The following is a 25894-nucleotide window of genomic DNA, read 5'->3' on the forward strand; positions in this document are numbered from 1 at the left end:
ATAAACAAAAAGTTTAATTTTTTGGGGCGTACAAACCTTGGCTGCATCTTTTTAAAGCAGAGAGCGGCTATAAAACCATCAGATAGGGGCGGACATGGATTACGATGAGGATAAGGCGGGGCTAAAACTCAATGCGTTGGAGCTTCTGTGGTGGATCTGGTAGTGGATGATCACTTGGTCGAACAACATATGGGAAGTCGGGAACGTCATGGGGAAGAGGGCATAAAAAAACCCGGCACGGTGGCCGGGTTGGATTCATAAACTAAATTACTGAAGCATTGACGCAGCGTTTAACATCTTTTCATAATAAAAATTCATATCTTCTTTACTGTACGCATTTATAAGGTTATCTGCATGTTTTTCAAGAAGATTTATTTGCTGTTTTGCGGTTTTTTCTTGTGCTGTAGTTTCAGCTGCATAAATAACAAATGAGTCGATATTATATTTGTAAATTTCACATGCTTTTGAGATTGTTAAAGCACTCACAGCAGCCTCACCCATTTGTTTTTTAATATTTTCAGAACGGAAATCTAAAGTTTCAGTGAGATGGTATTTGCCATTCTTTAGCAAGAAATCGGCAACTAAGCCTTCGTCATCGCTTATAGGATAGTTAGCAACAATCTTGTGCTGATAAAGGTCTTCAGAGTATTTGCTAAAGATTCCGTGCTGCATGAAGGTTGACTTTATTTCAAAGAAAACTTTTCTTTTCAGTTGCTTGTGAGATTGCTTCTGTGGATTTACTAATCTGTTCATCAAATCAGTAATTTTTGTTTCGTAATTATCATTACTTTGAATGGTAAACATACCAAAAGAAGATAATGATAACGATCCCTTAAAAAGGCACGGAAGAAGTTCAACGTCGTTTATTTTGTGTGACAAATCAAAAAGTGAGCTAGAAAGATCTTCCAAGTAATTTTGTGAAAGACCTTTATCAATTGCTTTAAGCTTTGAAACTGAATTAAGCATGCGTACGTCTATGTCGGAGTCATGGTAAACGATCAAGCCAACGTTAATCGTTTCACCTTTCTCAAGATTCGGCGTAACTCTGATTAAGCTGTATTTGAAAGTTTTCAAGAGTTTATCTCCAGTCTTATAGCGTTTATTCGCTCAATTCTTTCCTCACTATCCCACCATTTCAGAAAATATTCTTTATGCATTGGTGGCATCCATGCGACAGGCATAGATTCCAGTATATCAGAGATGGTAGCAACTCCAATTTTCTCAATCTTGTCAAGTACTGACAATGCGCACATTCTTAATTCTGGTGTATCGCCGACAAATTGCTTAGCTATAGACCAGTTTGTTGATGTGCTTGAATCTGTAGGAAGTGTGTGCGGGGTGCTACGTGGCCAACCGATAACAAAAGAGCTCAAGCTAAAATCGAACGTTTTTACTATGATGTGACCGCGCGTATTTTCCATGTAAAGGTAATTATTGAGATGGCGATCAATGTTGTACACGAATTGGTCAAAAGCATAAATTGCCCATAGCTGTTTTTTCAATGACTCAGAGGCGTTCGCCAGCAAATTGATCCATTGCGGGCCGTTAAGTCCTGACTTCCATGCAGAAAACTCAATACGAGAGCCAAATACATACTCGCCATCAGCGATACACTTAAGAACCTTACAAACAGGTGTTGCGATCCCACATCTTTCAGCCAAATTTGTGCAAAACCACTCTGCAGCTGGTACTTGAGTGGGGTTTTGTACAGGGAAAGGAGGTGCGGCTTTCATGCTTTTAACCGCATACTCCATCTCATCAGTGGCAATAGCAAAGCCAGAAAGATGCACTGTACCCAAGTTTGACGGAGTATATTCATTGAATTCTAATTCAAATAAACTTCCTTGTTCCGGGTCTGGTTCGCTATTGTTTGGATCTTGTTCTTCTGCCATCTGCTTTTTACCCCACAAAGAAGACATATAAACCTCATGAAATTAAAGTAACTTTATAATATTATTAGCTTTTTCTATTCCAGTCTCTCATGGCGAGCATAGCCAAGTTATCTCCCCACGCTTCATGTGCGTAAGCAGGGGAGAGCTAGTTTGTTAGGTTTCGAAATGTGTGGTCGAGCAGAGCCTAACTAGGGTAGTTACTCCGAATCACCCTTAATTCGCCGCCCCATGTACTTCGCGTACAGCTCGTCGAGCTCTTTCAGGCGTAGTGACACGACCCGCAACATGTTCTGTTGTTCTTCCTCGTTCGGCAATTGGTTGTAGAGCTCCAGTAGGCGACGTTCGTCTGGTCTTAACCCGTCTTTAGGATCCACATCCTGACCTAAAACCCACTCAAGGCTGACCCCAAGCGCATCGGCGAGTTTTATCGCGGAGCTTTTACCTATCGCACCCCGGACAAACCAGTTGTTAACAGATTGCGAGCTCACACCGCAGATCCTCGCTATATCCGCTTTAGATATGCGCTTTTGCTCGATGATTTCGTTAAGCCGCTGTACCTGCGGGTTATCTGCTTGGTGCGTATTTTTTCTCATATATCACGATTTTAAACTAAATGTTTACCATCTCAACATTCATAAAGTTGACATTAAAATAAACATAATGTTTAATTTACGGGCAACCTTAATGGAGTGGTTTATGAACGCACTTGAAAAAGCCATACATATCGCCGGAGACGCAACAAAGCTGGCGGAAAAATTAGATGTTTCGTCAATGACAGTTAGTCATTGGAAACATCGTCATGCCGGTGTTGTGCCGCAAGGGCGGGTTTTCCCGATTTTTCACGCAACAGGCGTCACCCCGCACGAACTTCGCCCGGATCTCTATCCGAATCCCAATGATGGTTTGTCTTCGCAAGAGTTGGGAGGCTGACCATGCACACTCTTTCTTTTCAACAAAGTACCGGATTCAACGCCGGCTCTCTGATAAAGCTAAATCAGCCGAGAGTGGCTGAGCATGACAATATTCGCTCTGCCGTTCGTGCCTGGGCATCGGTCGCAGGACAGGATGTTGTCTCCGCATACATCATCGAAGAATGGCGCCAGCAGGGCGGCGAGGGCATCGATTTTCCTGAAGACCTCAGCCGTGCTCGTCAGAAACTCTTTCGCTATCTGGATAACCCGGCCGAATCGGAAAAGTACCGCGAGTATACACGCCAACTGACGCCCGCAATCATGGCCGTTCTTCCTCTGGAATACCGTCACCGCCTTCTACCCGAAGACAATTTTATGTCTCGTCTGGCTCGTTTGGAGAAAGAAACTAGCGAAGCAAAGGTGGCTGTTGCTATGGGTGCTCCGCGCCATCAAAAACTGAAAGAGCTCAGTGAGGGAATTGTTGAGATGTTCCGGGTTGATCCGGAGTTGACGGCGCCACTGATGGCCATTGTGACTTCGATGTTGGGGGGCATGTAATGCGTAAGGCCAAAAAAGACGAAAGCCGCGGTGCTGTAACACCAACGGCTCTCAGGTGCAAAAACGAAGAGGTAATTGCGAGGTAAGTATGTCAGGAACCAATGTTGAGGTAAACATCCAGCCAACTCACAGGTGTTCTTTCTGCGGGATGACCAACATCGAGGTTGCGGGAGTTCTAATAGCTGGACCCGGAGTCTCTATCTGTCAGAAATGCGTCTTTATGTGCGTCGATATGGTTTTTAAACACGCCGAAAAGACCGATAAGCCAACGTCATAAGTTCAGGAGTATCTATGCGTGACTATGCAACAGTCGCACCGCAATTCTGGCTAGGGAAAACCGGCCGTGAACTGCGGAAAAAAGGCGCTGAAGCGCAGGTGGTCTCGTTCTATCTGATGACCTCGCCACACGCAAACATGCTCGGATTGTATTACCTGCCAATTCTCTATATCGCCCATGAAACAGGATTGGGCTTAGAAGGGGCTTCGAAGGGGCTTAAAAGCTCCATAGAAGCGGGGTTTTGTAGCTATGACGAGGACACAGAGATGGTCTGGGTGCATGAAATGGCCGCCTATCAGGTAGGCAAGGCATTAAAACCAGGTGATAACCGCTGCGCAGGGGTCAGGAGCGAGTATGCGTCACTTACTGAAAACTCTTTCCTTTCATCATTTTATGAGCGTTATAAAAATGATTTTCATCTGAATATCAAGCGTGAAACGCACCAAATTTCAGAAGGGGCTTCGAAGGGGCTACGAAGCCAAGATCAGGAACAGGAACAGGATCAGGAACAAGATAAAGATAAACATATTTCGGGGCATGGCGTCGCCACTCCCCCAGACGATGAATCTTCCGATGATGTTCCAGCCGAAAAGCCTAAAAGCAGTTACTCGGAAGAATTTGAACTGGCTTGGAGGGAATACCCAAAACGCGCCGGAGGCAATAGCAAGGCCGACGCGTTCAAAGCCTGGACTGCCCGAATTAAATCAGGCGCAACAGTGCAGGAACTTACCGATGGCGTTCGACGATATGCGGGTTACGTCGCTGCTGCCGGAAAACTCAATACCGAGTACGTGAAACAGGCATCCACGTTTTTTGGCCCCTCAAAGCACTACGAGGAGCAGTGGAGCTTTGAAGCACCAATTGGAAAACGGGATCCGAACACAGTGTCCCAGCCTGGCAAGACAATCCCTAATGGGTTCAGGGGGTAGCGATGAAAAATATTGGAACCGGCGGTGTGATGGCCCGCCTGCAAAAAATTATTCCAGCAGGGGTTCAGCCAAAATTCGGCAGCGTCGATGAGTGGCGAACCTGGCAGGCCGAGGAAGGGCGTAAACGTTGCGAGGAACTGGACAAGCAGAACCAGCGGGCGCGTGCTGAGAAAATATTCGGACGTGCTGGGATTCAGGATCTGCACCGCAACTGTACGTTCGCAAATTATCAGGTGGCAGGCGATGGGCAGCGCAGAGCGCTCTCAATGGCGAAAAGCTATGCGCAGAACTTTGGATCTGGATTTGCCAGCTTCGTGTTCAGCGGCGCGCCGGGTACCGGTAAAAATCATCTGGCGGCGGCAGTCGGTAATCACCTTCTTGCTGGTGGTCACTCTGTGCTGGTGGTGACAATCCCAGACCTGATGCTGCGTGTTCGCGAGTGTTATGACGACGGGCAGTCGGAGGCTTCGCTTCTGGACGACCTTTGCCGGGTAGATTTGCTCATCCTGGACGAAGTGGGCATTCAGCGCGGCAGCAGTGGCGAAAAGGTCATCCTGAACCAGGTTATCGACCGCCGATTGTCCTCCATGCGCCCGGTCGGGATCCTGACAAACCTGAACTACGAGTCCCTCACTGAAACACTCGGCGTACGGATCCTCGACCGTCTCCAGATGGATGGCGGTATGTGGGTGAATTTTGACTGGGATAGCTACCGCAAAAATGTGCGCCATTTGCGCATCGTGAAGTGAGGAAACCATGGCCAGAGCATTATCAGTTGCAGAGCGTCGGGAGTACGTCCGTGCGGTTATTAGGATCACCAGACATCAGGGGCGTCTGACAGCCAACGACGCAATGAAAAAACTGGGCCTGTGCCGCAGCACTGTCCAGAAATACTTCCTCGATGCGGAAGCTACCGGCGAAGTAGTTCGCCACGGGCGGCTGGGCTTATTCCGCGATCAGCGCGCCATCATCGACTTTGACATGAAGCGTTTTGGCCTGGTGCCGAAAGTTGCTGTTGGGATGAATTACAGCCTGCTTGGCAGTCCTGTTTTTCAGCGAGTTTTAGATGTTCAGGAGGCTATTCATGGCTAAGAATTCAATCGATGTATACGGTGCCAGCGGCAAAACAAACGTGCTCAATTTCGAGCCTGAAAACCTGCACCTGGTCACCGATAAGACCCACCCACTTTACGATGAGCGTGTACACCTGCCTATCGAGGAAGGGATGGTACTGAACATTGCGGAGCTGGGTGTACTGGAGCCGATCATCGTCTGGAAAGACCCCGAATTGGGGCTCACCTGCGTAGTTGTTGGCCGTCAGCGCGTTAAACATACCCTGGAGGCAAATAAACTCCGTCTGAAAGAAGGCAAAGACCCACTGCTTGTACCTGGAGTCGTTAAGCGCGGATCAGCAAATCAGATGGCTAAATACATGGTCAGTGAAAACGAAATTCGCCGACCTGATACACCGCTTGGCCGGGCTAAAAAAATGTCAGACGCGCTCGACCGCGGGCTCGATGAGGACGACATTGCGGTGTTGTTTGGCTGCAGCGTTCAGACCGTTCGAGCAACGCTCTCCCTTCTCGATGCCACTCAGGCCGTCAGGGAAGCGGTAGAGGCTGGCACAGTTACCGTTACCCAGGCACGTCAGCTGGCATCACTGAAACCCGAAGAGCAGCGGGAAAAAGTGAAAGAGATTGAATCTGCGACCGCTGGGACTACCGGCCATGAAAAAGCCAAGCGTCAGCGCGCCGTGCTTGGCGAAACTAAGTCTCGTCTCAAATCACGCAAAGAAATCACAAAAGCCCTTGAAGCTGCCAGTGGTGAATACGCTGATGCACTGCGCTGGGTGCTCGGGGAGGTTGTATGAGCAAACAACGTAAATGGCGTTTCGTCGCTGAAGGCGCTGAAAAACAACAGGGAGGCTCTTATAGCGGACAGCGCACAGGGTTCTTTCAAGTCTGGTATGTCACTGGCGGTGATGGTGTGAAGTTCCGCCGTTGCCCTTATACGCCTGGCGGCTGGAAGGTCCAGAAAAACCGCACAACGTATGACGATCAACCTGTTGAATATGCCGTCAAAAATCCTGAAGACATTTCAGCCCTTGATGCATTTGTTGGAGAAAAAACATATCCGGGATACGGGAGAGTTCAGGCATGAAAATCAAATGCATAAAAGACACCGAGGGATACTGGACTGAGGGCGAAATGTACCCTGCCCGCATTGTTACTGGCGGTTTTGTTCAAGTTGGTGACGATGACGATCCCAAAGGGGAAGGCTGGAGCGCTGCACCGATGGAATATCGGGAAGATGGTTCGATCGTTTATCAGGTCGGTGGGATTGAAGGCGAAGTTCTGTTTGAGGAGAGTGCAGTGTGAAATTTTCTAAATTCTCTGAGCTGATGACCCGTATCTGGTCTAACCCACTGACGCAACGCCGTGACCCTGCAATTACGATCATCATCCATTCGCCAGGCGGTATCGGAGCAACACCTTCCGTCGAGGTTGAGTCTATTCAGGCTGGCTTCGACTGGGACGCCGGGCAGGTGCTGATTTGCCCGGTGCAGCCTCTGACCACGCTGACGCCTGAACAAGTTGCGGATATCACTGCCAGCGTGCGCCGAGGCCAGTCCTGGCATGCCTTTGAAGCGTACAAAAAACACAAAGCCCAGCTTGAGAATGCAGCGATTGAGAATGCGAAAGTTGCTGGGCAACGCGACGACCTGCTTGCGGCTCTGGTTTCTCTGTCCGCTGTCGCTCGCCGCTATCTGCCTGACTATGACGAACATCCTGAGGTACAGAAGGCCGACGCGGCCATCGCCCGGATTGAAGTGGAGGTAAGGTAGTGGAGCCTTCACTGGAATATGCCTGCAAACGCATTCAGGAATTGGAAAGCCTACTGCTGGTGGACGTGCCTGAAACTGTATGGCCAGCTGAAGTAGCGATGGTCCTGTCAGAAGTAGAAAACGCCGGGGAACTCCCGGCACACCACCAGCGCCGCCTGCAGCACCACATCAACCGGATGTGGCTGGAAAAAATGCCAGTACCGTCAATTATCGCCGCGGCTCGTTCGCTGGCCTGCGCCATGGAGAAATACGCGTGAGAGAGAGCGAAATCATCGTTGATAACTTTGCTGGCGGCGGCGGCGCCTCAACGGGAATCGAGCTGGCGATAGGGCGCAGCGTGGATATTGCTATAAACCACGATCCCAATGCTGTCGCGATGCACACCACTAATCACCCCGACACGCTGCATTACTGCGAGTCGGTTTATTCGGTTCGTCCGAAAGTTGCGACCGCCGGCCGCCGGGTTGGGCTGGCATGGTTTTCACCAGACTGCCGTCACTTTTCAAAGGCGAAAGGGGCCAAGCCGGTAGAAAAGGCGATTCGTGGGCTGGCGTGGATCGTTATCCGCTGGGCGCTTGATGTTGGCCCGCGGGTAATGATGCTGGAAAATGTCGAAGAGTTTAAAACTTGGGGGCCGCTTCTGGCGGCAGAAATGCGCCCAGATCCAGACCGCGTCGGCGAAACATTCCTGGCATTTGTCGGCATGCTGACAACCGGGATCCCGGCGAACCATCCGGCGCTGGCCGAATGCTGCGAATTTCTGAATATTTCGCTGGATAGCGAGGATGCAGCACGGTTGGTAAAAGGTCTGGGATATATCGTTGAGTATCGCGAACTGCGCGCATGCGATTATGGTGCGCCGACCATCCGTAAGCGGTTCTTCATGGTGATGCGCCGGGACGGGAAACCGATAGTCTGGCCGGAAGCCACCCATGGGGATCCGAAGTCTGCCGACGTGCAGGCGGGCAAGCTGTCACCGTGGCGAACAGCTGCGGAATGTATAGACTGGTCTATCCCCGCGCCGAGCATATTCGACCGTAAAAAGCCGTTGGCAGAGAACACGCTCAAACGCATTGCCCGCGGCATACAGCGGTTCGTTATCGACAGCGCTTCGCCGTTCATCGTGAAGTGCAACCACACAACGACCAAAGGAAAATATGACTGTTTCCGGGGGCAGTCGCTGGCGGATCCGCTGCAGACGATTACCAAAACCCACGGCTTTGGGGTGGCGGTGCCGCACCTGACAAAATTCCGCACCGGCGCCACCGGGCAGCCAGTCACCGAACCGGTACCGACAGTGACCGCCGGCACGTCAAAACGCCCGGGTGGTAATGGGCATGCACTGGGTATTGTTGAGGCAGCTCTGGCTCCGTTCCTGGCTGGCAATGGCGGCAGCGAGTACCAGGCAAAACCGCGCCCTATGGATAAGCCCGCTCACACTATCCTGAAGCAATCGCGAGCCTGTTTAGTTGCGCCAGTGATTGCACGTCAGTTCGGCGCCAGCGTAGGGCATCGGGCGGATGAGCCTAGCGCAACAATCACCGCGGGCGGCGGCGGTAAATCACAGCTGGTTGTGCCGACGCTCATTCAAATGGGATACGGAGAACGGCCCGGCCAGGCACCTCGCGTGCCAGGACTGGATAAGCCTCTGGGAACTGTCGTTGCTGGAGGCGGAAAGCATGCCGTTGTCGGGGCGTTCCTGGTGAAACACTACGGCGGGAATTATCAGGGCGCCGGCGTGGGGCTGGATGAGCCAACTCACTCGGTGACGACGGTTGATCATCATGCGGTCGTAGCGGCACACCTTATGGTAAACAACACAGGCCATCCCGGCGGTTCTGTAGAGTCCCCGGCGCATACTGTTACGACAGGCAATCACCACGCGGTTGTTGCTTCTCACCTGGTCAAGCTGCGTGGAACCTGCCGTGACGGCCAACGCGCTGACGAACCTATGCCGACCATCACCGCCGGCGGCCAGCATGTGGGAGAGGTTAAAACGACACTGGCGGTCGAGGACTACGACGAAGAGCGCGCTCAGCAGGTGCTGGCATTTCTGCGGGAATACTGCGGGGAAGACTGCACCGGGCTGGTGGATATTGACGGAGTGACGTTCCGAATTGTTGATATTGGGATGCGCATGCTGCAACCGCATGAGCTCTATCGCGCGCAGGGCTTCCCTGAATGGTACATCATCGACCGGGACTACCGAGGCGTGAAGTACGCCAAGGATAAGCAGGTAGCGCGCTGTGGTAACGCCGTCCCACCGCCATTTGCTGAGGCGTTGGTGAGAGCTAATTTGCCGGAGATGTGCCAGGCGAGGGAGGCTGCATAATGTCTGAATTGCGTTCAGGATGGGGTTACAAAGGGGAGCGGTAGAATCTTAGGTTCACCTATAATCGCATATTAAGCTCGAATAGAGGCAAGGAGATGATATGTTAGGAAAAACTCTTCGTTTTCTCAATAGTTATAGATGGTGGGTCTACCTGTTATGGATAATCCCGACATTTTTTCTTTGGAGTTATCTGGGGTACTATGCCTGGCAAGAAGATCTGGATGCGCCGGGCATGTTATATCTATTTCCTGCATGGGTTATCTGGTTTGTCTTGCATATATGTACGGCAATAATACTTGCTATTGTGCTGGCATTCTGGAGATTCCGGCAAGCTCGATCTGACAAAGCTACGCAGCTAGCCCGCTAGTACTATATAATCCCCTCCAAATTAGAGGGGATTTTTATGTCAAATGAAGAAATGACTCCCGCCGAAAAATACAAAGCATCAAGGAAGCGGTATAAAAAACGATGGCTTGAGTCGGATATTGCCAACGCAAGGCGCTTTGATGAGAAAGAGGTCGCTTCTGTTGACGGCTACAGGTCGCCCTATGACACGCGGAAGAAAAGAGGGAGAACAGCAGATTGACACATTCAAAATGGAACATTGCAGCCAAACCGAAAGACGAACAGGACAAGGTCAATGTTGACCTTGCGGCTTCCGGCGTCGCGTACAAAGAGCGCATGAACATGCCTGTTGTCGCTGAGATGATCGCAAGAGAACAGCCAGAACACCTTCGCGAGTATTTCATGGAGCGCGTGCGATATTACCGCGAGCAGAGTATCCAGTTGCCTCGGGCATCCGATCCGCGTTACATCGAGATGGCAGAGCAAAACCAAAAAAAGTAAATCACGATAAATCAACCCGCTACGGCGGGTTTTTATTTAGCCTGCTAATAAAAAATTAACGTTTTGTGCTGTTAAGATATTGATAAAATCCCGGCATCGGTGTACTGTTTATTTATACAGTATTGTGGCGGGGTAGTTATGAAAGTTGAAATCACGATCGACCGTAAGAAAAAATTGCCTGATGGAGCTGAGCCTGCTTTAGAGGCTGAGTTGCTGCGACGATTAAATCAAAAATATGACAACTGCAAATTGACGATCCGCCGTACAGGGGCTGATGGGCTCAGTGTGTTCGGTGGCATGGCCGGCGATAAAGAAACTATCGAAGAGATCCTCCAGGAGACGTGGGAAAGCGCTGACGACTGGTTTTACTAATTCACCTTTTTTGGTGGCTGGCATTTTGCAAAGTATCGCAGTAAGCGTGTCCCTTTGATGCTGTCGCCGGACTTAATTTTTGCGTCTGTATGTCGCTCAGGGGGTAATGTGAGTGATGGTATTGAGGTTCCTGCTGATCATTCCTGGTACGACGTTGTTAGGAGATCAGACGGTGCCATTATTTGTAGCTTCCCGGCCGAAGGAAGGCATCTGGTTTACAGGGTTAATGGCATAATTTCGATGCGCCCATTATTGCCAGATGAAGAGATTTTTACGCTGAATGGATTTATGAAGTTTGCTCAACGACTTGGCTACCGAGTTTTGCCACCTTCTGATAATATGAAATCAACGGCCTGAACAACCGTTAACCTACTGCGCCACCGGAGATAACGATGGCGCAGCAATTACACCTAATAAAGCAGTCTCAAGGCATACTGATCCCTGCCACGCAGGAGAACAGCGATTTTCTTCAATCAAAATGCAAGCTCGGCGCCGTCCTGGAAGCCGACTACAAACTCGTCCGCAATCCGGCTTTTCATCGCCGTTACTTTGCTTTACTCAATCTCGGATTCGAATACTGGGAGCCTACCGGCGGGGCGATCTCATCCAATGAACGCCGACTGGTGACCGGGTATGCAAAATACCTGGCAGCGTATGGCGGCAATGAATCAGCGTTACTCGATGCCGCCGAGCAATACCTCGACCGGATAGCAGAGAAACGCGCAGGCAGCATCAGCATTTGCAAATCTTTCGACGCCTATCGGGCGTGGGTCATTGTCGAAGCCGGTCACTATGACGCCATACAGCTGCCGGACGGCACCCTTAAAAAACACCCTCGCAGCATTTCTTTCGCCAGCATGGACGAATGCGAATTTCAGGATTTGTATAAAGCATCGCTGGATGTTCTCTGGCGGTGGATCCTCTCCCGTTCATTCAACAGCCCATTGGAAGCAGAGAACGCCGCAAACCAGTTGCTGAGCTTCGCGGGGTGATGGCTATGACTATTTCATGGTTTCATCACCCGGAATGCACAACTCTGCAGGCCGATGAACTGGTGGCTAAATACCGTCAGCGAGGGATAAAGGTTGAACGCAGTTTAAACCCTGACCTCCTTACCTGGACCGTCAGCGTGCAGCTGGAGGAGGACAAGAACCCTCCGCGCCCGGATTCCCGCTGGCGTAACCGGATGTGGGGGTGATTATGGCGAACCTACGCAAAGCGGCGCGTGGCCGCGAATGTACCGTGCGGATCCCCGGGCACTGCAACGGCAACCCGGAAACCAGCGTGCTGGCACATTACCGACTGGCAGGGACGTGCGGTACTGGATGTAAGCCGGACGACACCCAGGCAGCCATAGCATGCAACGGGTGCCATGACGTGATCGACGGCCGAGCCAAAACCACCGATTTCACCTATGACGAATTGCGCCTGATGCACGCTGAGGGGGTAATGCGCACCCTGGAAATCTGGCGGAAAGAGGGACTTATCAAATCATGAAAATCTACGATATCACGCCAATCGGCAAACCCAGGATGACCAGAGCTGATAAGTGGAAGCAGCGTCCAGCAGTAATGCGTTACCGGGCATTCTGTGATGAAGCTCGTCTTCGCAACATTTACCTGCCAGAGTCCGGCGCTCACGTCACGTTCGTCATGCCTATGCCGCAAAGCTGGAGTCAGAAAAAGAGGGCGCAATACGCAGGACGTCCACATCAGTCAAAGCCCGACTGCGACAATATGCTGAAAGCCCTAATGGACGCCCTCTATGACGATGATTCACACGTCTGGGATTGCCGCATCACCAAAATATGGGGCGAGAAAGGGCAGATCATCATTGGGGAATCTCTATGACCCTCGATCACTTCATGCAGTACCAAACCGAGAGCGTTAAGCGCGCCAGTATGCCGCCAGTAGCGAAACATAGCCGTACCAAAACCAATCAGCCACAGAAAGCAGGGGAATCATTGTGAAACTTGAAGCATTACCGAAATTTTTCTCGCCAAAGTCGATGATGCCCGGCGCTGTACCATGTGGGATCACCGCTGAAACACTGTCGATTACCGATGTTATGGCAGCTCTTGGTTTGGCAACTTCAAAATCAGCGATAGGCATCGAGCTCTACCTGGCAAAAGCGGGCGTTCTTCATACGGACAACATCCTCGCCTTTATCTATGAGCTTGCCACTCAACGCGCCAGCCGGAACCGCGCGCTGCAGGCCATGCCGGAACAACAGCGAGAAGCATTCCTGCTCATTCTGGCCCAATACGTTTTTCGGGATTACTCGCTTAGCGCCGCAAGCAGGGTGACTTGCAGTAGTTGCGGCGGGGCCGGGTTCATTGACGCGGAGGTATTCACCAACAAAGTGACCTACCCAGATGGCAAGCCACCGAAATGGGTCAAAGTTACGAAGGGGATCTCCCCATCAGACTGGGAGGAAGTTAAAACCATTCGTGAGCAGGTAAGGGTAATCTGCAAAGCTTGCAACGGGAAGGGAAGCACAAAGAACGAATGCCGCTGCCGTGGACGTGGCGAGGTTTTGGATAAAAAAAAATCTGAGCTGCAGGGGCTTCCCGTTTTTAAGCAATGTCCTCGTTGCAGCGGGCGTGGCTACCCGCGATTGAAAGACACGGAGGTATTCAAAGCGCTGGGCGTTACTGAAACGAGCTGGCGCAGAAACTTCAAATTGTTCTTCGATCGACTGGTGGAGTATTGCCACGTTGAAGAGTCCTTTGCAGAAAAGATTCTCGAAAAGGTAACGAGGTGATTTTTCAGCAGGCTATTGCAAACGTGGCGGAAATTGGCTAATCTCATTTCAACGATGGGATATTTCGCCCACGTTAAAGACGTTTAGACCTCGCCTCGGCGGGGTTTTTGCTTTTCTGGGCTCGCATCTGCGGGCCTTTTCTATTTGTGACGTGCTCAAGCGAGCTGCAACGTAGGCCACCGCAAAGACCTGTGAATCGGCTGGGCCGCAGTTGCTGGCGGTTAATACCAAAACTGAGCGGCAGGAAGTAAGCAGGTGTAGCGGCCTGGTGTCACAACCCTATCCCTTACCTTAGGGCTTAACCGGGAGAAAGCCGCCGGATAAACGTAACCGGCACATATAGGCAGCGGGGCCAGCGTCTGAAGCGAATCCCGATCGCGATGCGAAACCTACATGTCCCAGTTGACCGCAAAGCGACTCCAAAACAGGGCCACAATTTGAATCTGAGCAAACTGCAGTTGAGCTCCCCGTACCAGTAAGCGGGCAAAATTTTTAGGCTGCGCATTTGCGTGGCCTTTTTCATTTGTGCCGCCAGAACGTCACTCGCTCTGTGCTTTGTCGTAAATCCATCTGGCGGCCTTTCAAATAGGCCCACTGTCTGACGGGCTCATAACCCAATCCGGGCAGGTTAAACGCATAGCGCCAACTATGCGTTAACAGGGCCGCCCATTCCTTTCCCCTCTTCAGAGAGGAACTCACAGCAATAAAGAGGGGCATATGTCCGCAGAACCTATTTCTGGCACCGCAGTTGCGTCGGCGGGGCTTGCTGGCGCCAGTGTGTTTGGCCTGGCGACAGGCATTGATTACGGCGTCGTGTTTGGTGCCTTTGCTGGTTCCGTTTTTTATGTGGTAACCGCGGCAGATATTAGCCGAATCAGGCTGGCTGGATATTTCCTGACATCGTTTATCGTGGGCGTGCTTGGCGCCGGGCTGGCGGGTTCAAAGTTGAATTCACTAACCCATTACGATAAACCGCTGGATGCACTGGGTGCTGTTATTTTTTCAGCTTTATGCATAAAGGTGCTTACCTTCCTCGACAGTCAGGATCTGAAAGGCCTGTTTGGAATACTTTCCCGAATATGGGGAGGAGGTTCAAATGGTAATAGCAAATGATCCGGTAATGATGCTCGGCCAGATGGTTAACGCTGTTCTGATAAGTGATACCACGGCAAAGGTGAATTCGATCCTCTGTCTGCTGATAATCGGAGCGTTAATGTTCTATCAGCGTCGAGGCGCAAGACACCGGCCAGCAATATCGTTTCTGGCTTACCTGACAATTCTGGTGTACGCCACCATCCCCTTAAAACTAATTTTCGGTCTGTACCCTCAGTCACACTGGCTGGTGGTTCTGGCAAACATCCTTATTTGCGCCGCCGTGCTGTGGGCTCGGGGTAACGTGGCGCGTCTGGTAGATACTTTGAGGCACTAATGAATCAATCACAGTTTCAGGTGGCGGCTGGTATCAGCGCCGGGTTAGTTGCGCGCTGACAAAGACAGAGACAATAACAAGGCATAATCATGGCAACAGCAGATCAAGTCATCGAGGGCATCCTCGGAAAAGAAGGCGGCTATGTCGATCATCCGTCAGATAAAGGCGGGCCGACCCGCTGGGGCATCACCCAAACCACCGCCCGCGCACATGGGTATACCGGCGACATGCGAAACCTTCCGCGGGAAACCGCAAAGCAAATCCTACTTAATGACTACTGGTCAGGTCCTCGCTTTGACCAGGTGGCGAGTCTGTCAACGGTTCTGGCGGACGAGCTTTGTGACACTGGCGTGAACATGGGACCCAGCGTCGCCAGTAAGTTCTTTCAGCGCTGGCTGACAGCAATGAATATGCGTGGGAAGCTTTATCCTGACCTTATCCCGGATGGCGCGATTGGACCCCGAACCATCACCGCTCTGAAGGGGTATCTTTCTGCCCGCGGGAAAGAAGGCGAGCAGGTGCTACTTAGAGCACTGAATTGCAGCCAGGGTGCCAGGTATCTCGAACTGGCTGAAGGGCGCGAGGCAAACGAGGACTTTCTCTACGGCTGGGTGAAGGAGCGTGTGTTATGAAGATGCTGATTTTCTTCCTGCTGGCGCTGGTGGCCGTGCTGGTCCTGTTGCTACTGCGCAAATACACGCGCCTGGAGTTTGTTGTCCATGCCCGCCTGTTGCTGAAAACGTGGTCTGTGAGGCTGGGTGCTGCCGGCGCGCTGATTGGAGTTTGGGCGCAGTCGTTCCCGGATGCAGCTCTTCACGCCTGGGCGCTGCTACCGCCGGACATTAAAGGCATTCTGCCGCCCAATATCGTGGCGATGATTAGTCCCGCGTTGGTAGTTCTGGCGGTGCTATCGCAATACGTAAGGCAGCCGGCGCTGAAAGAAAAGGCCGACGAACTGAAGGGATCGCCGCAATGAGCTTTGAAATAATCGCCGGGTTGGTGGTTGTGATACTGGGAGCTATCGCCGGCGCGTTCGGTATCGGTCACGCCCGCGGCACCAGTAAAGCCGAAGCAAAGGCAGAGCAGCAACGCACCGAAGAAAACGCCGCTGCTACTGTCGCCGCGGCAGAACGCCGTGCTGAAGTCACGAAAGGGGCCAGTGATGTACAGGAAGACGTTAAGCGTATGGGCGATGACGATGTTGATCGCGAGCTGCGCGAAAAATTTACCCGCCCCAGTGGTAGTTGATACCACCTGCAGCTGGGTGCGGATCATCTACCTGACCGACCACGATATTGATGTGCTGGACACGCAGACCAAGCGTGACATTCTGACGCATAACAAAATGGTGCAGATTATCTGTGCTAAGTATATGAATGCTAAAAGTGCAAGTTAACAAGTTATGGGAGCGGTAAATAGTTGAGAGCAAATTGGTGTTCACAATAAAAATTTTTTTGCTATATTGCTGATGATGCCAGCAACAAATGTAAGTTTCTAACTATCAATCAATAACGTGTTGGCAGATTTTTTGACTACACGGGATGATTTTTATGTCAGAAGCCGCAGCAGAAGTTTTTCAGGATGCATGGCCTGAATTTTTTCCTAAAGGCGTACCACCGAAGGCAGCCGAAGATGCTGAGGGGGAATTTTTTCGGTTAGTTCGTGTAAGTCCCCCTTCTGCACAATGTTTTCTCTCGACGCATGAAGAGTACCCGAATCGCCATAAAAAATGTAAAGGTGAGGCTTTAATATGTATTTTTGGAACCTCTTTCTTTTCTGAAATGAGAGGTGCCAATGATGCTAAAGCCAAATTTCCTGAAGCATTGGGCGACCGTTTGGTTGCTAAAGGTCAGGTAACCCCATTAATGGGTGTTATGAAAAAAACTTTTGCAGATCCTGCTCATTACACAATTTGGCTTAGAACTAATAGCCATGTACATGAACACTTCGAATGTGTGGGAGAAGGCGAATGAGTAATATCTTCCTCCCCAAAACTATGATGGGAACATTAGTTTATAAAAGAGTCTATGAATTCTTTGAAGAGCCTCGTTTCTTTTCAGTAGAAAATGAAGTTGGCTCTTTATACGTAGTGTATTGGATCTCTGAAGATGAAAATTCAGATAGTTGGTTTATCATACCGGTATCCCCAACTAAACTTGAGCTAATTGAAAGAAAGAGAATAGATATTCACTCGGCTCTAACTGCGCATGAGCAAAGTTTTTTTTACAAGGTACAGGCTCCTTACAATAGAGATGAGACTCCCGCTTGGGATGTTTTGTATGCAGAAGACTTAAATAATTATAAATTACCTGCTAGTGGATTATTCATTAGTTCGGTTGTTCCCGTTCTTGGTAATGGACGAATTGGCGCACCAATAAAATACTCCACGCATGAAATACATTTGGAAAAAAGCGCTAGGAAAAGTGAAAGTAATCTTGTTTTAGGCAATGTTTCAAGCGTATGCGACAGATTTAGCGATCTATACAACAGTCTTTTGGATTTTGGCGGCCTTAAAGACAAATTACGTCCAGTTGATGCTCGCCCAGGGTCGTTCATAATCTCATTTCAGGCAGAGAAGCTTTCTTTGTTTGAAGAATTGTTAAAATCTTTAAGCTCTTTGATAGAAGCAAGAGCTAATGTAATTGATTTCATTAATGAAAAAGGGATTGATATTCAGTCACTATCAAACCTTTTTCAGGCAGTTGTTTCTTCCGGTACAAACATGGAGCTCAGAAGCAACGAGACTGGTGAATTGATTTTTGTATTGACAAAGGCTGGGGCTGATTTTTATCTAAAAGATATCAATAAGTTATCAATGTTATCTGTTAGCGGTCACCAGATACCGCAAGCCGATACCTTAGAGCGAGTTTTTAATATCGTTGAAGTAAAATGGCGTGGCGAACCTTGCAGTGAGTTCAATACAGGTCTGCAGGAGCGCCACATATATTATTATATTCATGCTGCTAAGGTATTAGGATTCCTTGATAATAATAGTAAGGTAACATCAGTTGGTCAGCAGTTAATTCAATCAGAAGACGATGTTAAACTTAAGATTGCGGCGAGATGTTTTGAAACCAGTCATATAGGTTGGGCTTGGATAAATTGGGCGGGTGTTGAAAATCTCTCTCAGTTAGAACCGGAAACTGCAGAAGGCTTTCTTTTAGAGCAATGCCATTCTTTAAGTGCCGAAACCGTGTCTAGGAGGTCTAGAACCATAAGACATTGGTGTAAGGTGCTAAAAGGGCATTACACGCCCCTTTAAGTTCAGTCGATGAATACTATTTTTTAAGCCTCGCACCTGCGAGGCTTTTATATTTGCAAGAACTGCAGAGGTAAAAAATGGCAGAAATCACCGCAGAAGAGCAAATTCGGCTCAACCTGCTTTCCACCCTGAACTACGACACAGCAGCCGCTGCTAAGGCGATTTCATTCGTCCAGGATAGTCAGCTGAAGTATCAGATCTTTATCCAGCAATACAGCCGCGTGACGACTGAATCCGAATTGGTCGCCAAGACCATCAAAGCGATTCAGGAAGCGACCGAAGCACTGGCGCTTTTCGACACAGACCTATCCAGCTAAGGCATTACAGCAGGCATTCACTGAGTGCCTGTGATAATGGGTAGTTGAAAATTTAAGCATTTCGCTCCTATCCTGATACTGCAGATAATCTGCGAAAAAGGAGAATGAAATGCTTGATGGATATTTTGGTTTGCCGGACCCTGGAGTCACCATTGAAAATCACCAGCGCTTACTTGCAGTTAAAGCTGCACTGGAAGTAGCTAAGGCATCTGCTGCCTCTGCAGCTGGTGATTCATCTGGCGGAAAGATGTATCAAGACTTGGATTTTGCTACTAGCAAAATTGCTGAACTTGCTGATGCGATTCAGGATGCTTTAGATACAGACAGCGAGTGATTTTTATATAATCGATCCAATTAGATGATTGCTAACACTATTACAAAAGCCACCTCTAACAGGGTGGCTTTTGTAATGGCTTTAATCAAGGGAATTTAGGTATGACGACAGTCGCATGGGATGGGCGCACGCTAGCCTTTGATAGCCAGGCGAGTGCAGGTGATGCCGTCTGTACACTGAGAGAGCAAAAACTATTCTATCCTCGCGATAATGAAGAATGGGCAGTCAATGGCGAGAGAATACTTGCGATCGGCTATTCCGGAGACTGCGGTGCAGAGTTTGAGGTTCAGGACACGATGCGTTCAGGTCTTACCTACGCTTCGACCTTTAACCCGGAAAGTGAATTCAGCGCACTGGCTGTGGCTGGAACTGGTCGGGCGTGGATTATCAGTAAAGGTACCGATAAAACGCATGCCTCAATATCCCTGCAGCTTGACCCCTACGCAATGGGAAGCGGTGGCATGATTGCCAGAGCGGCTATGTATTGCGGGAAGAATGCTATTGAAGCCGTGCGTATAGCCACCGAAATGGATGTGTATAGCGGTGGCAAGGTTCAGTCATTCACGACGAGCGCAGAAGTCCAAAACATCAAACAGGATTAACTCATGGCAAAACCGGACTGGGGCGAGCTTCAGCAACGGTTCCTGTCCGAACATGCCGCAACCGGCGTATCACCGAAGGATTGGTGTGAAGCGCAGGGACTGAACTACGCTACCGCCCGTCGATATATCAAAAAACCTTCTGCGCAAATTGCGCAAAAACCTGCGCAGAAGAAATTGCGCACTGCGCAAAAGGAAAAGTGCGCAGAAGAGCTGGTGGATAGCAAACTCAGTCCAAAGGTAAAGCGCTTTATTGCCGAATACCTCAAGGACCAGAACGCCACTTCTGCCGCTGAGCGTGCGGGCTATAGTGACCCAAATTACGGGCGGCAGCTCCTAACGAATCCTAACGTTGCGCAGGCCATTGCGCAGCAGCAGAAAGCGTCCATCGTGCGCACGCTCGGCAGCGCCGATGAAGTTCTTGAGCAGATGTGGCAACTGGCCACCTTCGATGCCAACCAGCTTTCACAGTATCGCCGCGGGAGCTGTCGATACTGCTGGGGCTTCGGCCATCAGTATCAATGGCGCGATGCGGTTGAGTACGAAGAGAAACGACTCGAAGCGCTTGAGCGTAAACGTCGCGAGCCTTTGGATGATGGCGGCTATGGTTACGACCACACCAGCGCGCCTAATCCTGAATGCCCCCGCTGCAATGGCGACGGCATCGGCCAGCCGTTCTTCGCTGATACGCGCAAACTAGCCCCGGATGCTGCGCTTGCCTATTCCGGCGTGAAACTCGGTAAGAATGGTGTTGAGATAACCGCCATTAGCCGCGAACGAATGTACGAGGCTGTGATGAAACGCCTCGGGCTGGCTGATAGTGAATTTGCCCAGCGTCTGCAGCAGATTGAAATCGAGCGCCGGCAGCTGGAGGTCGAAAAATTACGGAAAGAGCTTCAGGATCCGGACGATGACGAACCGACGCCGGTAGCAATCAATATCAACGTCGTGGATGCAAGAGTGAGGGAAGAGGATGGCGATAGCACCGACGCTTAACATCCCTCAGGCACGATTTCTTGCAATGCAGCACAAATTTAAAGCCTACGTGGCCGGGTTTGGTTCCGGTAAGACGTGGGTCGGCTGCGGCGGTATCTGCAAGGGGATGTGGGAACACCCTAAAATCAACCAGGGCTACTTTGCACCAACTTATCCGCAGATCCGCGACATCTTTTATCCCACGGTTGAAGAGGTGGCCTTTGACTGGGGGCTGAATGTCAAAATCAACGAGAGTAATAAAGAGGTTCACTTCTACGCCGGGCGCCAGTATCGAGGAACGACAATCTGCCGCTCAATGGAGAAGCCGCAAACCATCGTGGGTTTTAAAATCGGCAATGCGCTGATTGATGAGCTAGACGTAATGCCCGCCAAAAAGGCAGAGTTAGCCTGGCGAAAAATCATTGCCCGTATGCGTTACAAAGTGCCGGGTTTGCGTAACGGAATAGATGTCACCACGACGCCGGAAGGGTTTAAATTCGTTTATCAGCAGTTCGCAAAAGCTGTACGCGATAAGCCTTCGCTCTCAACGCTGTACGGCCTGGTGCAGGCATCGACGTTTGACAACGAAAAAAACCTGCCGGAGGACTACATCCCGTCCCTGATGGAGTCTTATCCGCCGGAGCTGATTAAAGCGTACCTGCGCGGCCAGTTTACCAACCTGACTAGCGGGACGATTTACCACCAGTTCGACCGCAAGCTTAATAACTGCAAAGAAGAAGAGCAGCCGGGTGAGCCGCTTTATATCGGTATGGATTTCAACGTGGGGAAAATGGCCGGGATTGTTCACGTTCTCCGCCTCGGGCTCCCCTTTGCCGTAACGGAAATTATCAAGGCTTACGACACTACGGACATGATTCGCATCATCAAAGAGCGATTCTGGCTGTATGACGGCCATGACTACCGAAAGGTGCGGGAAATCTACATTTACCCAGACGCTTCTGGCGATTCCCGGAAATCAGCTCATGCCAGCACTACGGATATCGCCCAGCTTAAGCAGGCTGGTTTCAATGTGATCGTGAACAATTCAAACCCGCCGGTAAAAGACCGTATCAATTCGATGAATGCCATGTTCTGTAACGGCAACGGCGAGAGGCGTTACAAAGTGAACGTGCAACGCTGCCCGGTATACACCGAATCGCTCGAACAGCAAGTATGGAGCGAGAACGGGGAGCCGGATAAATCGGCGGATAACGATCACCCCAACGATGCCGGCGGCTATTTCATCGTGAAACAGTTCCCGATCATCAAACCGACAGGCAAAACAACACCACTTCGGATGTAAAACCATGCCAGATATTTCAACACCCAATCTCGACTACAACGACATGATAGAGGCGTGGGATATCAACGATGCGCTGATGGGCGGGACGCTGGAAATGCGACGTCAGGGGGCGACGTATCTCCCTAAGTGGCCTAACGAGGACCCCGACAGCTACAAGGAGCGTTTAGCAACAGCAACGCTTCTCCCGGCCTATGAGGAAGCCATCAAACAGAACATCGGGAGGGTGTTTGCTGAGCCGACGGTGTTGAGTGAGGACACGCCTGAACTCATACAGGAGCTGGCACCCGATATTGATATGGAAGGGAACCGGCTCGATGTCTGGGCACAGCAATTTTTCAGCATCGGATTTCAATATGGTCTGGTGCATGCGCTGGTGGATTTCCCGAAAATTGACACGGGGGCGGTAAAAACAAAAGCTGACGAAAAAGCCGCAGGTTCTCGCCCGTATGCCACGATGCTTAACCCCCGCCAGGTCATAGGGTGGAAATCGAAAGTGGTCAAAGGGAAGGTGGCATTGACCGACCTGCGCATCAAAGAGGTGATCATTGTCGATGGTGATGATTACGGGCAGACAAAGGTGGAGCAAATACGCCATATCATGCCGCGCAAGGTTGAAATTTACCGCCGTAACAAGGGGGATAACGGTGAAAGCCAGTGGCAGATTTACGACGAGTGGGAAACCAGCCGTGATGATATTCCTCTGGTGACGCTCTACACGAAGCGCACCGGATTTATGCGCGGCTCTCCGCCGCTGCTGAATCTGGCGTTGCTGAATATCAAGCACTGGCAGAGTCAGAGCGAGCAGGACAACATCCTGCATGTCGCGCGTGTTCCGCTGCTGGTGGCTTACGGCCTGGCTGATGGCGAATCGTTGACGATCGGCTCTTCTACTGCGACCCGCTTCGAGGACAGGCAGCGGCAGGGTCTGGAATATGTCGAGCATTCTGGCGCAGCTATCGGTGCCGGGAAAATCTCGCTGGAAGACCTGGAAAACCAGATGCGCCAGGCAGGGGCAAAACTGCTGCGTGCAGAAAACACGTCCACCAAATCAGTAGACCAAACCAATGAAGAACGCATGCAGGAGAATTCACCGCTATATACGATGGCGAGTTCTCTGGAGGACGCTCTCGATAACATCCTTCAAATCATGGCGGAATGGCTGGGCGAAAAAGAGGGAGGCAATGTCGATGTACGCACTGAGTTGGATGTTTCGGCGCAGACCTATGATGCGACCGCGGCGACAGCAGTTCAGTCATTACGGCAGGGTGGAGATATTCGCCAGATTGATGCCGTTCGTGCGCTGCAGGCGTTGAAATTCATCGACCCGGACGCGGATCCGGAAGAGGTGATCGACGAGCTGAAAAATTCGCCAGTAAACTTTGCAGGCGGTTGAGATGGCAACAGCAAATGAAAAACTCGGCGACGAAAGTCTGGCTCATGCAATTTGGGTGAGTCAGTACAGTACCGGCGTTGCGAACAGGATGATAAAAATCCTGAATGATAGCGATGCGGAACTGACGGCCCGGCTGCTGGTGGCGATGGATACCTTCGATGCGGAGAGCTTTACTGTGTCGCGGCTGGAAGCTTTGCTGGTCAGCGTCAGGGCGCTAAATCGTGATGTGGTGCAGTCGATGAGCGAAAGCCTCGCCGGCGAGCTGCAGGAGCTGGCGCAGCATGAGGCAGGATTTCAGTTAAGCCTATTTCAGTTCGCGATCCCTGATGATGTGCTGGCGCTTCATCCGCTGGTGGGCATTTCCCCGGACGCCGTTTATGCCGCAGCTATGGCTCGACCTTTTCAGGGGCGGTTACTGAGCGAGTGGGCGAGCAGCCTTGAAGCCGATCGCATGACGCGCATCACCAATACCGTTCGGCAGGGTTTCCTGCTGGGCGATACAACGGAACAGATTGCGCGTAAAGTTCGCGGCCACGCTAACCGCGGCTACCAGGACGGCGCGCTGCAAATGAGCCGCTCAAACGCCGGTAGTATTGCCAAAACAGCCGTAGGACACCTTGCGCAGACAGCGCGCCAGAGTTTTGCGACGGCGAACGACGACATTCTGAAGGGTAAGCAGTGGCTATCCACTTTGGATAATCGGACATCAAAAGATTGCCGGATTCGTGACCGGCTCAAATACACCCTGGATAACAAACCCATCGGGCACAAAATCCCCTACCTGCAGGGCCCAGGGAAAATTCATTTCTGCTGCCGCAGCACCGAAACCTACATACTCAAATCGGCGGATGAGCTCGGTATTGCTGTGGGGCAAATATCGGATAGCTCCCGTGCCAGCATGGACGGTCAGGTGCCTGCGGATACCGATTATCAGGGTTGGTTCTCGCGACAGTCATTCACGCGGCAGTCCCAGATTGTCGGTGTGACGCGTGCCAGGCTGATTCGTGATGGCGGCATGTCTCCTGATGAGTTCTACAACGACAGGGGCGAGTGGTTGACGCTGGACCAACTCCGCAACCGTGACACGCAGGCGTTCACGAATGCAGGGATGTGATATTCTGTATAAAACATCTTCACTTGAGGTCAGCATGGGCGAAAACCAATCGGATGTAATGAAAATTATTGTTGATGGGAAAGATGTCTTTGTACCGTGTCAGGTGGAAGTATCCATTGGCGGTTATCGAAAAAAGGTCCCGTTAATTGACGAAAGCAATTTGATTGAAGTTACGACGCTCGGGAGTGATGTCCCAGAATTCATTAGCTATTAACGTTGAGATGACTGTTTAAAGGTCGCTAGGGTGAGATTGTTATGACGGTATTACTGATAGGTGGGCCGCACAATGGACGGGAACTAAAAGATACGGATATCTGCCCTGACAACAATGCAAGCGAAGGGCCTGTCAGGGTTCTCAACGTTGAATCTAAAAGTTACAGTAACGCTGTTGATACATACACATTTCTTGGTGAAAAGGAATCTGGAGTAACTGAGTTCCTCTACCATAGTAGTAGCAAATTAAGCTGATTACATAGGGTCGCCTCGGCGGCCTTTTTTATTATCTGAAATTCACAACAGGCTGCCTTCGGGCGGCCTTTTTTATTGCCGTAATCCGGATGGTGAGCGGTGCAACGGTCGGATAACCCCGAAAAGGTATCAACATGAAACTGAAAACAGCAGAAGTAAACGGCAAACAGTATGCAGAAATTGACGCGAACGGTCTGCCCGTCTACGTCCACGGCGATGGACAGGAGGTCGGTTTTGATGCTGTGCAGGCGGTTGGGAAAATTTCCGCGCTGAATGGCGAAGCAAAATCTCATCGTGAAGCCAAAGAAGCTGCTGAAGCCAACCTGGCTAAATTTGCCAAAATTGGTGACCCGACGAAGGCGCTCGAAGCGCTGGAGATGATGACCAAAATCGACCAGAAAAAGCTGATCGACGCGGGTGCTGTTGATCAGGTGAAAGCGGATATCACCAAATCGTTCCAGGCTCAGCTTGATGAAGCCACTCAGCGCGCGACCACCCTGGAAGGTCAGCTTTATCAGGAAATGATCGGCGGCCGGTTCTCTGGCTCAAAATTCATCGCAGATAAAGTGGCTATCCCGGCCGATATGCTGCAGGCGCGCTTTGGTCAGTCCTTCAAAGTTGAGGATGGCAAAGTCGTTGCCTACGACGGCTCCGGCAACAAAATTTATTCCCGCTCTAAACCTGGGGAACTGGCGGCCTTTGATGAGGCGCTGGAGTTTCTGGTGGAGCAGTATCCTCAAAAAGACCACATCCTGAAAGCCAGCGGCAATCAGGGCACCGGTTCGCGCCAGACGCAACATGCATCGGGACAAAAAACGATGAAACGTGACGCCTTCACCAGTCTGAGCCCGACTGATCAGCAATCGACCCTCAAAGACGGTATCACCATCGTCGATTAATTCTTTTGCCAGTCGTCGGATGGCGGCTGGTGCCGGAGCTGGATAGCTCAACCAACCCTAAATTTTAATCTCGAAG

42 protein-coding genes are annotated in these 25894 nt (G+C 50.7%); 39 read left to right on the plus strand and 3 right to left on the minus strand.

Annotation, left to right across the window (positions count from 1 at the left end; all coding sequences use genetic code 11):
* Positions 1–267 precede the first annotated feature (267 nt).
* The 3 genes from EDF73_RS22230 to EDF73_RS22240 form a co-directional block, all read right to left on the minus strand.
* Positions 268–1074, minus strand: a complete 807-nt coding sequence (locus EDF73_RS22230; protein WP_110217910.1) for a DUF3037 domain-containing protein — start codon at positions 1072–1074, stop codon at positions 268–270.
* Positions 1071–1919, minus strand: a complete 849-nt coding sequence (locus EDF73_RS22235; protein ID WP_132731222.1) for a hypothetical protein — start codon at positions 1917–1919, stop codon at positions 1071–1073. The genes EDF73_RS22230 and EDF73_RS22235 overlap by 4 nt, the downstream gene beginning before the upstream one ends.
* 170 nt (positions 1920–2089) lie before the next feature.
* Positions 2090–2485: a helix-turn-helix transcriptional regulator gene (locus tag EDF73_RS22240; protein ID WP_132731223.1), complete on the minus strand. Its 396-nt coding sequence runs from the start codon at positions 2483–2485 to the stop codon at positions 2090–2092.
* A gap of 103 nt (positions 2486–2588) precedes the next feature.
* Here EDF73_RS22240 and EDF73_RS22245 point away from each other — a divergent pair, with 103 nt between their 5' ends.
* The 39 genes from EDF73_RS22245 to EDF73_RS22430 all read left to right on the plus strand — a co-directional run bounded on the left by EDF73_RS22245 (position 2589) and on the right by EDF73_RS22430 (position 25818).
* Positions 2589–2822, plus strand: coding sequence for a YdaS family helix-turn-helix protein (locus tag EDF73_RS22245; RefSeq protein WP_046852408.1), 234 nt, complete (start codon positions 2589–2591; stop codon positions 2820–2822).
* A 2-nt stretch (positions 2823–2824) separates the two neighbouring features.
* A complete protein-coding gene (locus EDF73_RS22250; protein WP_132731224.1) occupies positions 2825–3361 on the plus strand; it encodes a toxin YdaT domain-containing protein in 537 nt (178 codons plus the stop codon).
* Between the two features lie 88 nt (positions 3362–3449).
* Positions 3450–3638, plus strand: coding sequence for a ClpX C4-type zinc finger protein (locus EDF73_RS22255; protein WP_132731225.1), 189 nt, complete (start codon positions 3450–3452; stop codon positions 3636–3638).
* Between the two features lie 14 nt (positions 3639–3652).
* On the plus strand, positions 3653–4567 hold the full coding sequence (locus EDF73_RS22260; RefSeq protein ID WP_132731226.1) for a DNA-binding protein: 915 nt from the start codon (positions 3653–3655) through the stop codon (positions 4565–4567).
* A 2-nt stretch (positions 4568–4569) separates the two neighbouring features.
* Positions 4570–5316, plus strand: coding sequence for an ATP-binding protein (locus EDF73_RS22265; RefSeq protein ID WP_132731227.1), 747 nt, complete (start codon positions 4570–4572; stop codon positions 5314–5316).
* Positions 5317–5323: 7 nt separating this feature from the next.
* Positions 5324–5659 carry a DUF977 family protein gene (locus EDF73_RS22270; protein ID WP_132731228.1) on the plus strand — a complete coding sequence of 112 codons (336 nt, stop codon included), beginning with the start codon at positions 5324–5326 and terminating at the stop codon, positions 5657–5659.
* Entirely contained in the window at positions 5652–6437 is a 786-nt protein-coding gene (locus EDF73_RS22275; RefSeq protein WP_132731229.1) for a ParB/RepB/Spo0J family partition protein, read from the plus strand. The genes EDF73_RS22270 and EDF73_RS22275 overlap by 8 nt, the downstream gene beginning before the upstream one ends.
* Positions 6434–6727, plus strand: a complete 294-nt coding sequence (locus EDF73_RS22280; protein ID WP_132731230.1) for a hypothetical protein — start codon at positions 6434–6436, stop codon at positions 6725–6727. Before EDF73_RS22275 ends, EDF73_RS22280 begins: the two co-directional genes overlap by 4 nt.
* Positions 6724–6945 (plus strand): hypothetical protein, encoded by a 222-nt coding sequence (locus EDF73_RS22285; RefSeq protein ID WP_064182630.1) that lies wholly within the window; start codon positions 6724–6726, stop codon positions 6943–6945. Before EDF73_RS22280 ends, EDF73_RS22285 begins: the two co-directional genes overlap by 4 nt.
* Positions 6942–7412, plus strand: a complete 471-nt coding sequence (locus EDF73_RS22290; protein WP_132731231.1) for a hypothetical protein — start codon at positions 6942–6944, stop codon at positions 7410–7412. The genes EDF73_RS22285 and EDF73_RS22290 overlap by 4 nt, the downstream gene beginning before the upstream one ends.
* Complete coding sequence (locus EDF73_RS22295) at positions 7412–7669, plus strand: hypothetical protein (RefSeq protein ID WP_132731232.1); 258 nt, start codon at positions 7412–7414, stop codon at positions 7667–7669. Before EDF73_RS22290 ends, EDF73_RS22295 begins: the two co-directional genes overlap by 1 nt.
* Positions 7666–9744, plus strand: coding sequence for a DNA cytosine methyltransferase (locus EDF73_RS22300; RefSeq protein WP_132731233.1), 2079 nt, complete (start codon positions 7666–7668; stop codon positions 9742–9744). The genes EDF73_RS22295 and EDF73_RS22300 overlap by 4 nt, the downstream gene beginning before the upstream one ends.
* A gap of 403 nt (positions 9745–10147) precedes the next feature.
* Positions 10148–10330, plus strand: coding sequence for a hypothetical protein (locus tag EDF73_RS22305; protein WP_132731234.1), 183 nt, complete (start codon positions 10148–10150; stop codon positions 10328–10330).
* Positions 10327–10590, plus strand: a complete 264-nt coding sequence (locus tag EDF73_RS22310) for a DNA polymerase III subunit theta (RefSeq protein WP_132731235.1) — start codon at positions 10327–10329, stop codon at positions 10588–10590. Before EDF73_RS22305 ends, EDF73_RS22310 begins: the two co-directional genes overlap by 4 nt.
* Before the next feature lie 138 nt (positions 10591–10728).
* Positions 10729–10962, plus strand: a complete 234-nt coding sequence (locus EDF73_RS22315; protein ID WP_104897251.1) for a DinI family protein — start codon at positions 10729–10731, stop codon at positions 10960–10962.
* A 108-nt stretch (positions 10963–11070) separates the two neighbouring features.
* Positions 11071–11319, plus strand: coding sequence for a hypothetical protein (locus EDF73_RS22320; RefSeq protein WP_104897250.1), 249 nt, complete (start codon positions 11071–11073; stop codon positions 11317–11319).
* Positions 11320–11354: 35 nt separating this feature from the next.
* Positions 11355–11954, plus strand: coding sequence for a DUF1367 family protein (locus tag EDF73_RS22325; protein ID WP_132731236.1), 600 nt, complete (start codon positions 11355–11357; stop codon positions 11952–11954).
* The gene (locus tag EDF73_RS22330; RefSeq protein WP_064385688.1) at positions 11954–12160 is read left to right on the plus strand and encodes a hypothetical protein; all 207 of its coding nucleotides are present in this window, start codon (positions 11954–11956) and stop codon (positions 12158–12160) included. The genes EDF73_RS22325 and EDF73_RS22330 overlap by 1 nt, the downstream gene beginning before the upstream one ends.
* A 2-nt stretch (positions 12161–12162) precedes the next feature.
* Positions 12163–12459, plus strand: a complete 297-nt coding sequence (locus EDF73_RS22335; RefSeq protein ID WP_064385743.1) for a DUF1364 domain-containing protein — start codon at positions 12163–12165, stop codon at positions 12457–12459.
* Entirely contained in the window at positions 12456–12812 is a 357-nt protein-coding gene (locus EDF73_RS22340) for a RusA family crossover junction endodeoxyribonuclease (protein WP_064385686.1), read from the plus strand. Before EDF73_RS22335 ends, EDF73_RS22340 begins: the two co-directional genes overlap by 4 nt.
* Positions 12809–12931, plus strand: a complete 123-nt coding sequence (locus EDF73_RS27800) for a hypothetical protein (protein WP_240790569.1) — start codon at positions 12809–12811, stop codon at positions 12929–12931. Before EDF73_RS22340 ends, EDF73_RS27800 begins: the two co-directional genes overlap by 4 nt.
* A complete protein-coding gene (locus EDF73_RS22345) occupies positions 12928–13725 on the plus strand; it encodes an antitermination protein (protein WP_132731237.1) in 798 nt (265 codons plus the stop codon). Before EDF73_RS27800 ends, EDF73_RS22345 begins: the two co-directional genes overlap by 4 nt.
* A gap of 717 nt (positions 13726–14442) precedes the next feature.
* Positions 14443–14838, plus strand: a complete 396-nt coding sequence (locus EDF73_RS22350) for a phage holin family protein (RefSeq protein WP_132731238.1) — start codon at positions 14443–14445, stop codon at positions 14836–14838.
* Positions 14822–15154, plus strand: coding sequence for a phage holin family protein (locus tag EDF73_RS22355; protein ID WP_243655253.1), 333 nt, complete (start codon positions 14822–14824; stop codon positions 15152–15154). The genes EDF73_RS22350 and EDF73_RS22355 overlap by 17 nt, the downstream gene beginning before the upstream one ends.
* 89 nt (positions 15155–15243) lie before the next feature.
* Positions 15244–15786, plus strand: a complete 543-nt coding sequence (locus EDF73_RS22360) for a putative peptidoglycan-binding domain-containing protein (RefSeq protein ID WP_132731239.1) — start codon at positions 15244–15246, stop codon at positions 15784–15786.
* Complete coding sequence (locus tag EDF73_RS22365) at positions 15783–16130, plus strand: hypothetical protein (RefSeq protein ID WP_132731240.1); 348 nt, start codon at positions 15783–15785, stop codon at positions 16128–16130. The genes EDF73_RS22360 and EDF73_RS22365 overlap by 4 nt, the downstream gene beginning before the upstream one ends.
* On the plus strand, positions 16127–16402 hold the full coding sequence (locus tag EDF73_RS22370; protein WP_132731241.1) for a hypothetical protein: 276 nt from the start codon (positions 16127–16129) through the stop codon (positions 16400–16402). The genes EDF73_RS22365 and EDF73_RS22370 overlap by 4 nt, the downstream gene beginning before the upstream one ends.
* Positions 16353–16550: a hypothetical protein gene (locus EDF73_RS27805; protein ID WP_132731242.1), complete on the plus strand. Its 198-nt coding sequence runs from the start codon at positions 16353–16355 to the stop codon at positions 16548–16550. The genes EDF73_RS22370 and EDF73_RS27805 overlap by 50 nt, the downstream gene beginning before the upstream one ends.
* 154 nt (positions 16551–16704) lie before the next feature.
* Positions 16705–17127 (plus strand): hypothetical protein, encoded by a 423-nt coding sequence (locus EDF73_RS22380; RefSeq protein ID WP_132731243.1) that lies wholly within the window; start codon positions 16705–16707, stop codon positions 17125–17127.
* Complete coding sequence (locus EDF73_RS22385) at positions 17124–18416, plus strand: DUF6575 domain-containing protein (RefSeq protein WP_132731244.1); 1293 nt, start codon at positions 17124–17126, stop codon at positions 18414–18416. Before EDF73_RS22380 ends, EDF73_RS22385 begins: the two co-directional genes overlap by 4 nt.
* 77 nt (positions 18417–18493) lie before the next feature.
* Positions 18494–18733 (plus strand): DUF2560 family protein, encoded by a 240-nt coding sequence (locus tag EDF73_RS22390; RefSeq protein ID WP_132731245.1) that lies wholly within the window; start codon positions 18494–18496, stop codon positions 18731–18733.
* Between the two features lie 109 nt (positions 18734–18842).
* Positions 18843–19067, plus strand: coding sequence for a hypothetical protein (locus EDF73_RS22395; RefSeq protein ID WP_132731246.1), 225 nt, complete (start codon positions 18843–18845; stop codon positions 19065–19067).
* Between the two features lie 101 nt (positions 19068–19168).
* Positions 19169–19669, plus strand: coding sequence for a hypothetical protein (locus EDF73_RS22400; protein WP_132731247.1), 501 nt, complete (start codon positions 19169–19171; stop codon positions 19667–19669).
* Positions 19670–19672: 3 nt separating this feature from the next.
* Positions 19673–20662: a terminase small subunit gene (locus tag EDF73_RS22405; RefSeq protein ID WP_132731248.1), complete on the plus strand. Its 990-nt coding sequence runs from the start codon at positions 19673–19675 to the stop codon at positions 20660–20662.
* The gene (locus EDF73_RS22410) at positions 20640–21944 is read left to right on the plus strand and encodes a terminase family protein (protein ID WP_132731249.1); all 1305 of its coding nucleotides are present in this window, start codon (positions 20640–20642) and stop codon (positions 21942–21944) included. Before EDF73_RS22405 ends, EDF73_RS22410 begins: the two co-directional genes overlap by 23 nt.
* A 4-nt stretch (positions 21945–21948) precedes the next feature.
* The gene (locus tag EDF73_RS22415) at positions 21949–23337 is read left to right on the plus strand and encodes a DUF4055 domain-containing protein (RefSeq protein WP_132731250.1); all 1389 of its coding nucleotides are present in this window, start codon (positions 21949–21951) and stop codon (positions 23335–23337) included.
* A 1-nt stretch (position 23338) separates the two neighbouring features.
* Positions 23339–24451 carry a phage minor head protein gene (locus tag EDF73_RS22420; protein WP_132731251.1) on the plus strand — a complete coding sequence of 371 codons (1113 nt, stop codon included), beginning with the start codon at positions 23339–23341 and terminating at the stop codon, positions 24449–24451.
* 34 nt (positions 24452–24485) lie between these two features.
* The gene (locus tag EDF73_RS22425) at positions 24486–24665 is read left to right on the plus strand and encodes a hypothetical protein (RefSeq protein ID WP_132731252.1); all 180 of its coding nucleotides are present in this window, start codon (positions 24486–24488) and stop codon (positions 24663–24665) included.
* 388 nt (positions 24666–25053) lie between these two features.
* On the plus strand, positions 25054–25818 hold the full coding sequence (locus EDF73_RS22430; protein ID WP_132731253.1) for a DUF6651 domain-containing protein: 765 nt from the start codon (positions 25054–25056) through the stop codon (positions 25816–25818).
* Positions 25819–25894: the final 76 nt, after the last annotated feature.

It is taken from the genome of Klebsiella sp. BIGb0138 (genome assembly GCF_004342285.1).
Lineage (GTDB): Bacteria > Pseudomonadota > Gammaproteobacteria > Enterobacterales > Enterobacteriaceae > Klebsiella.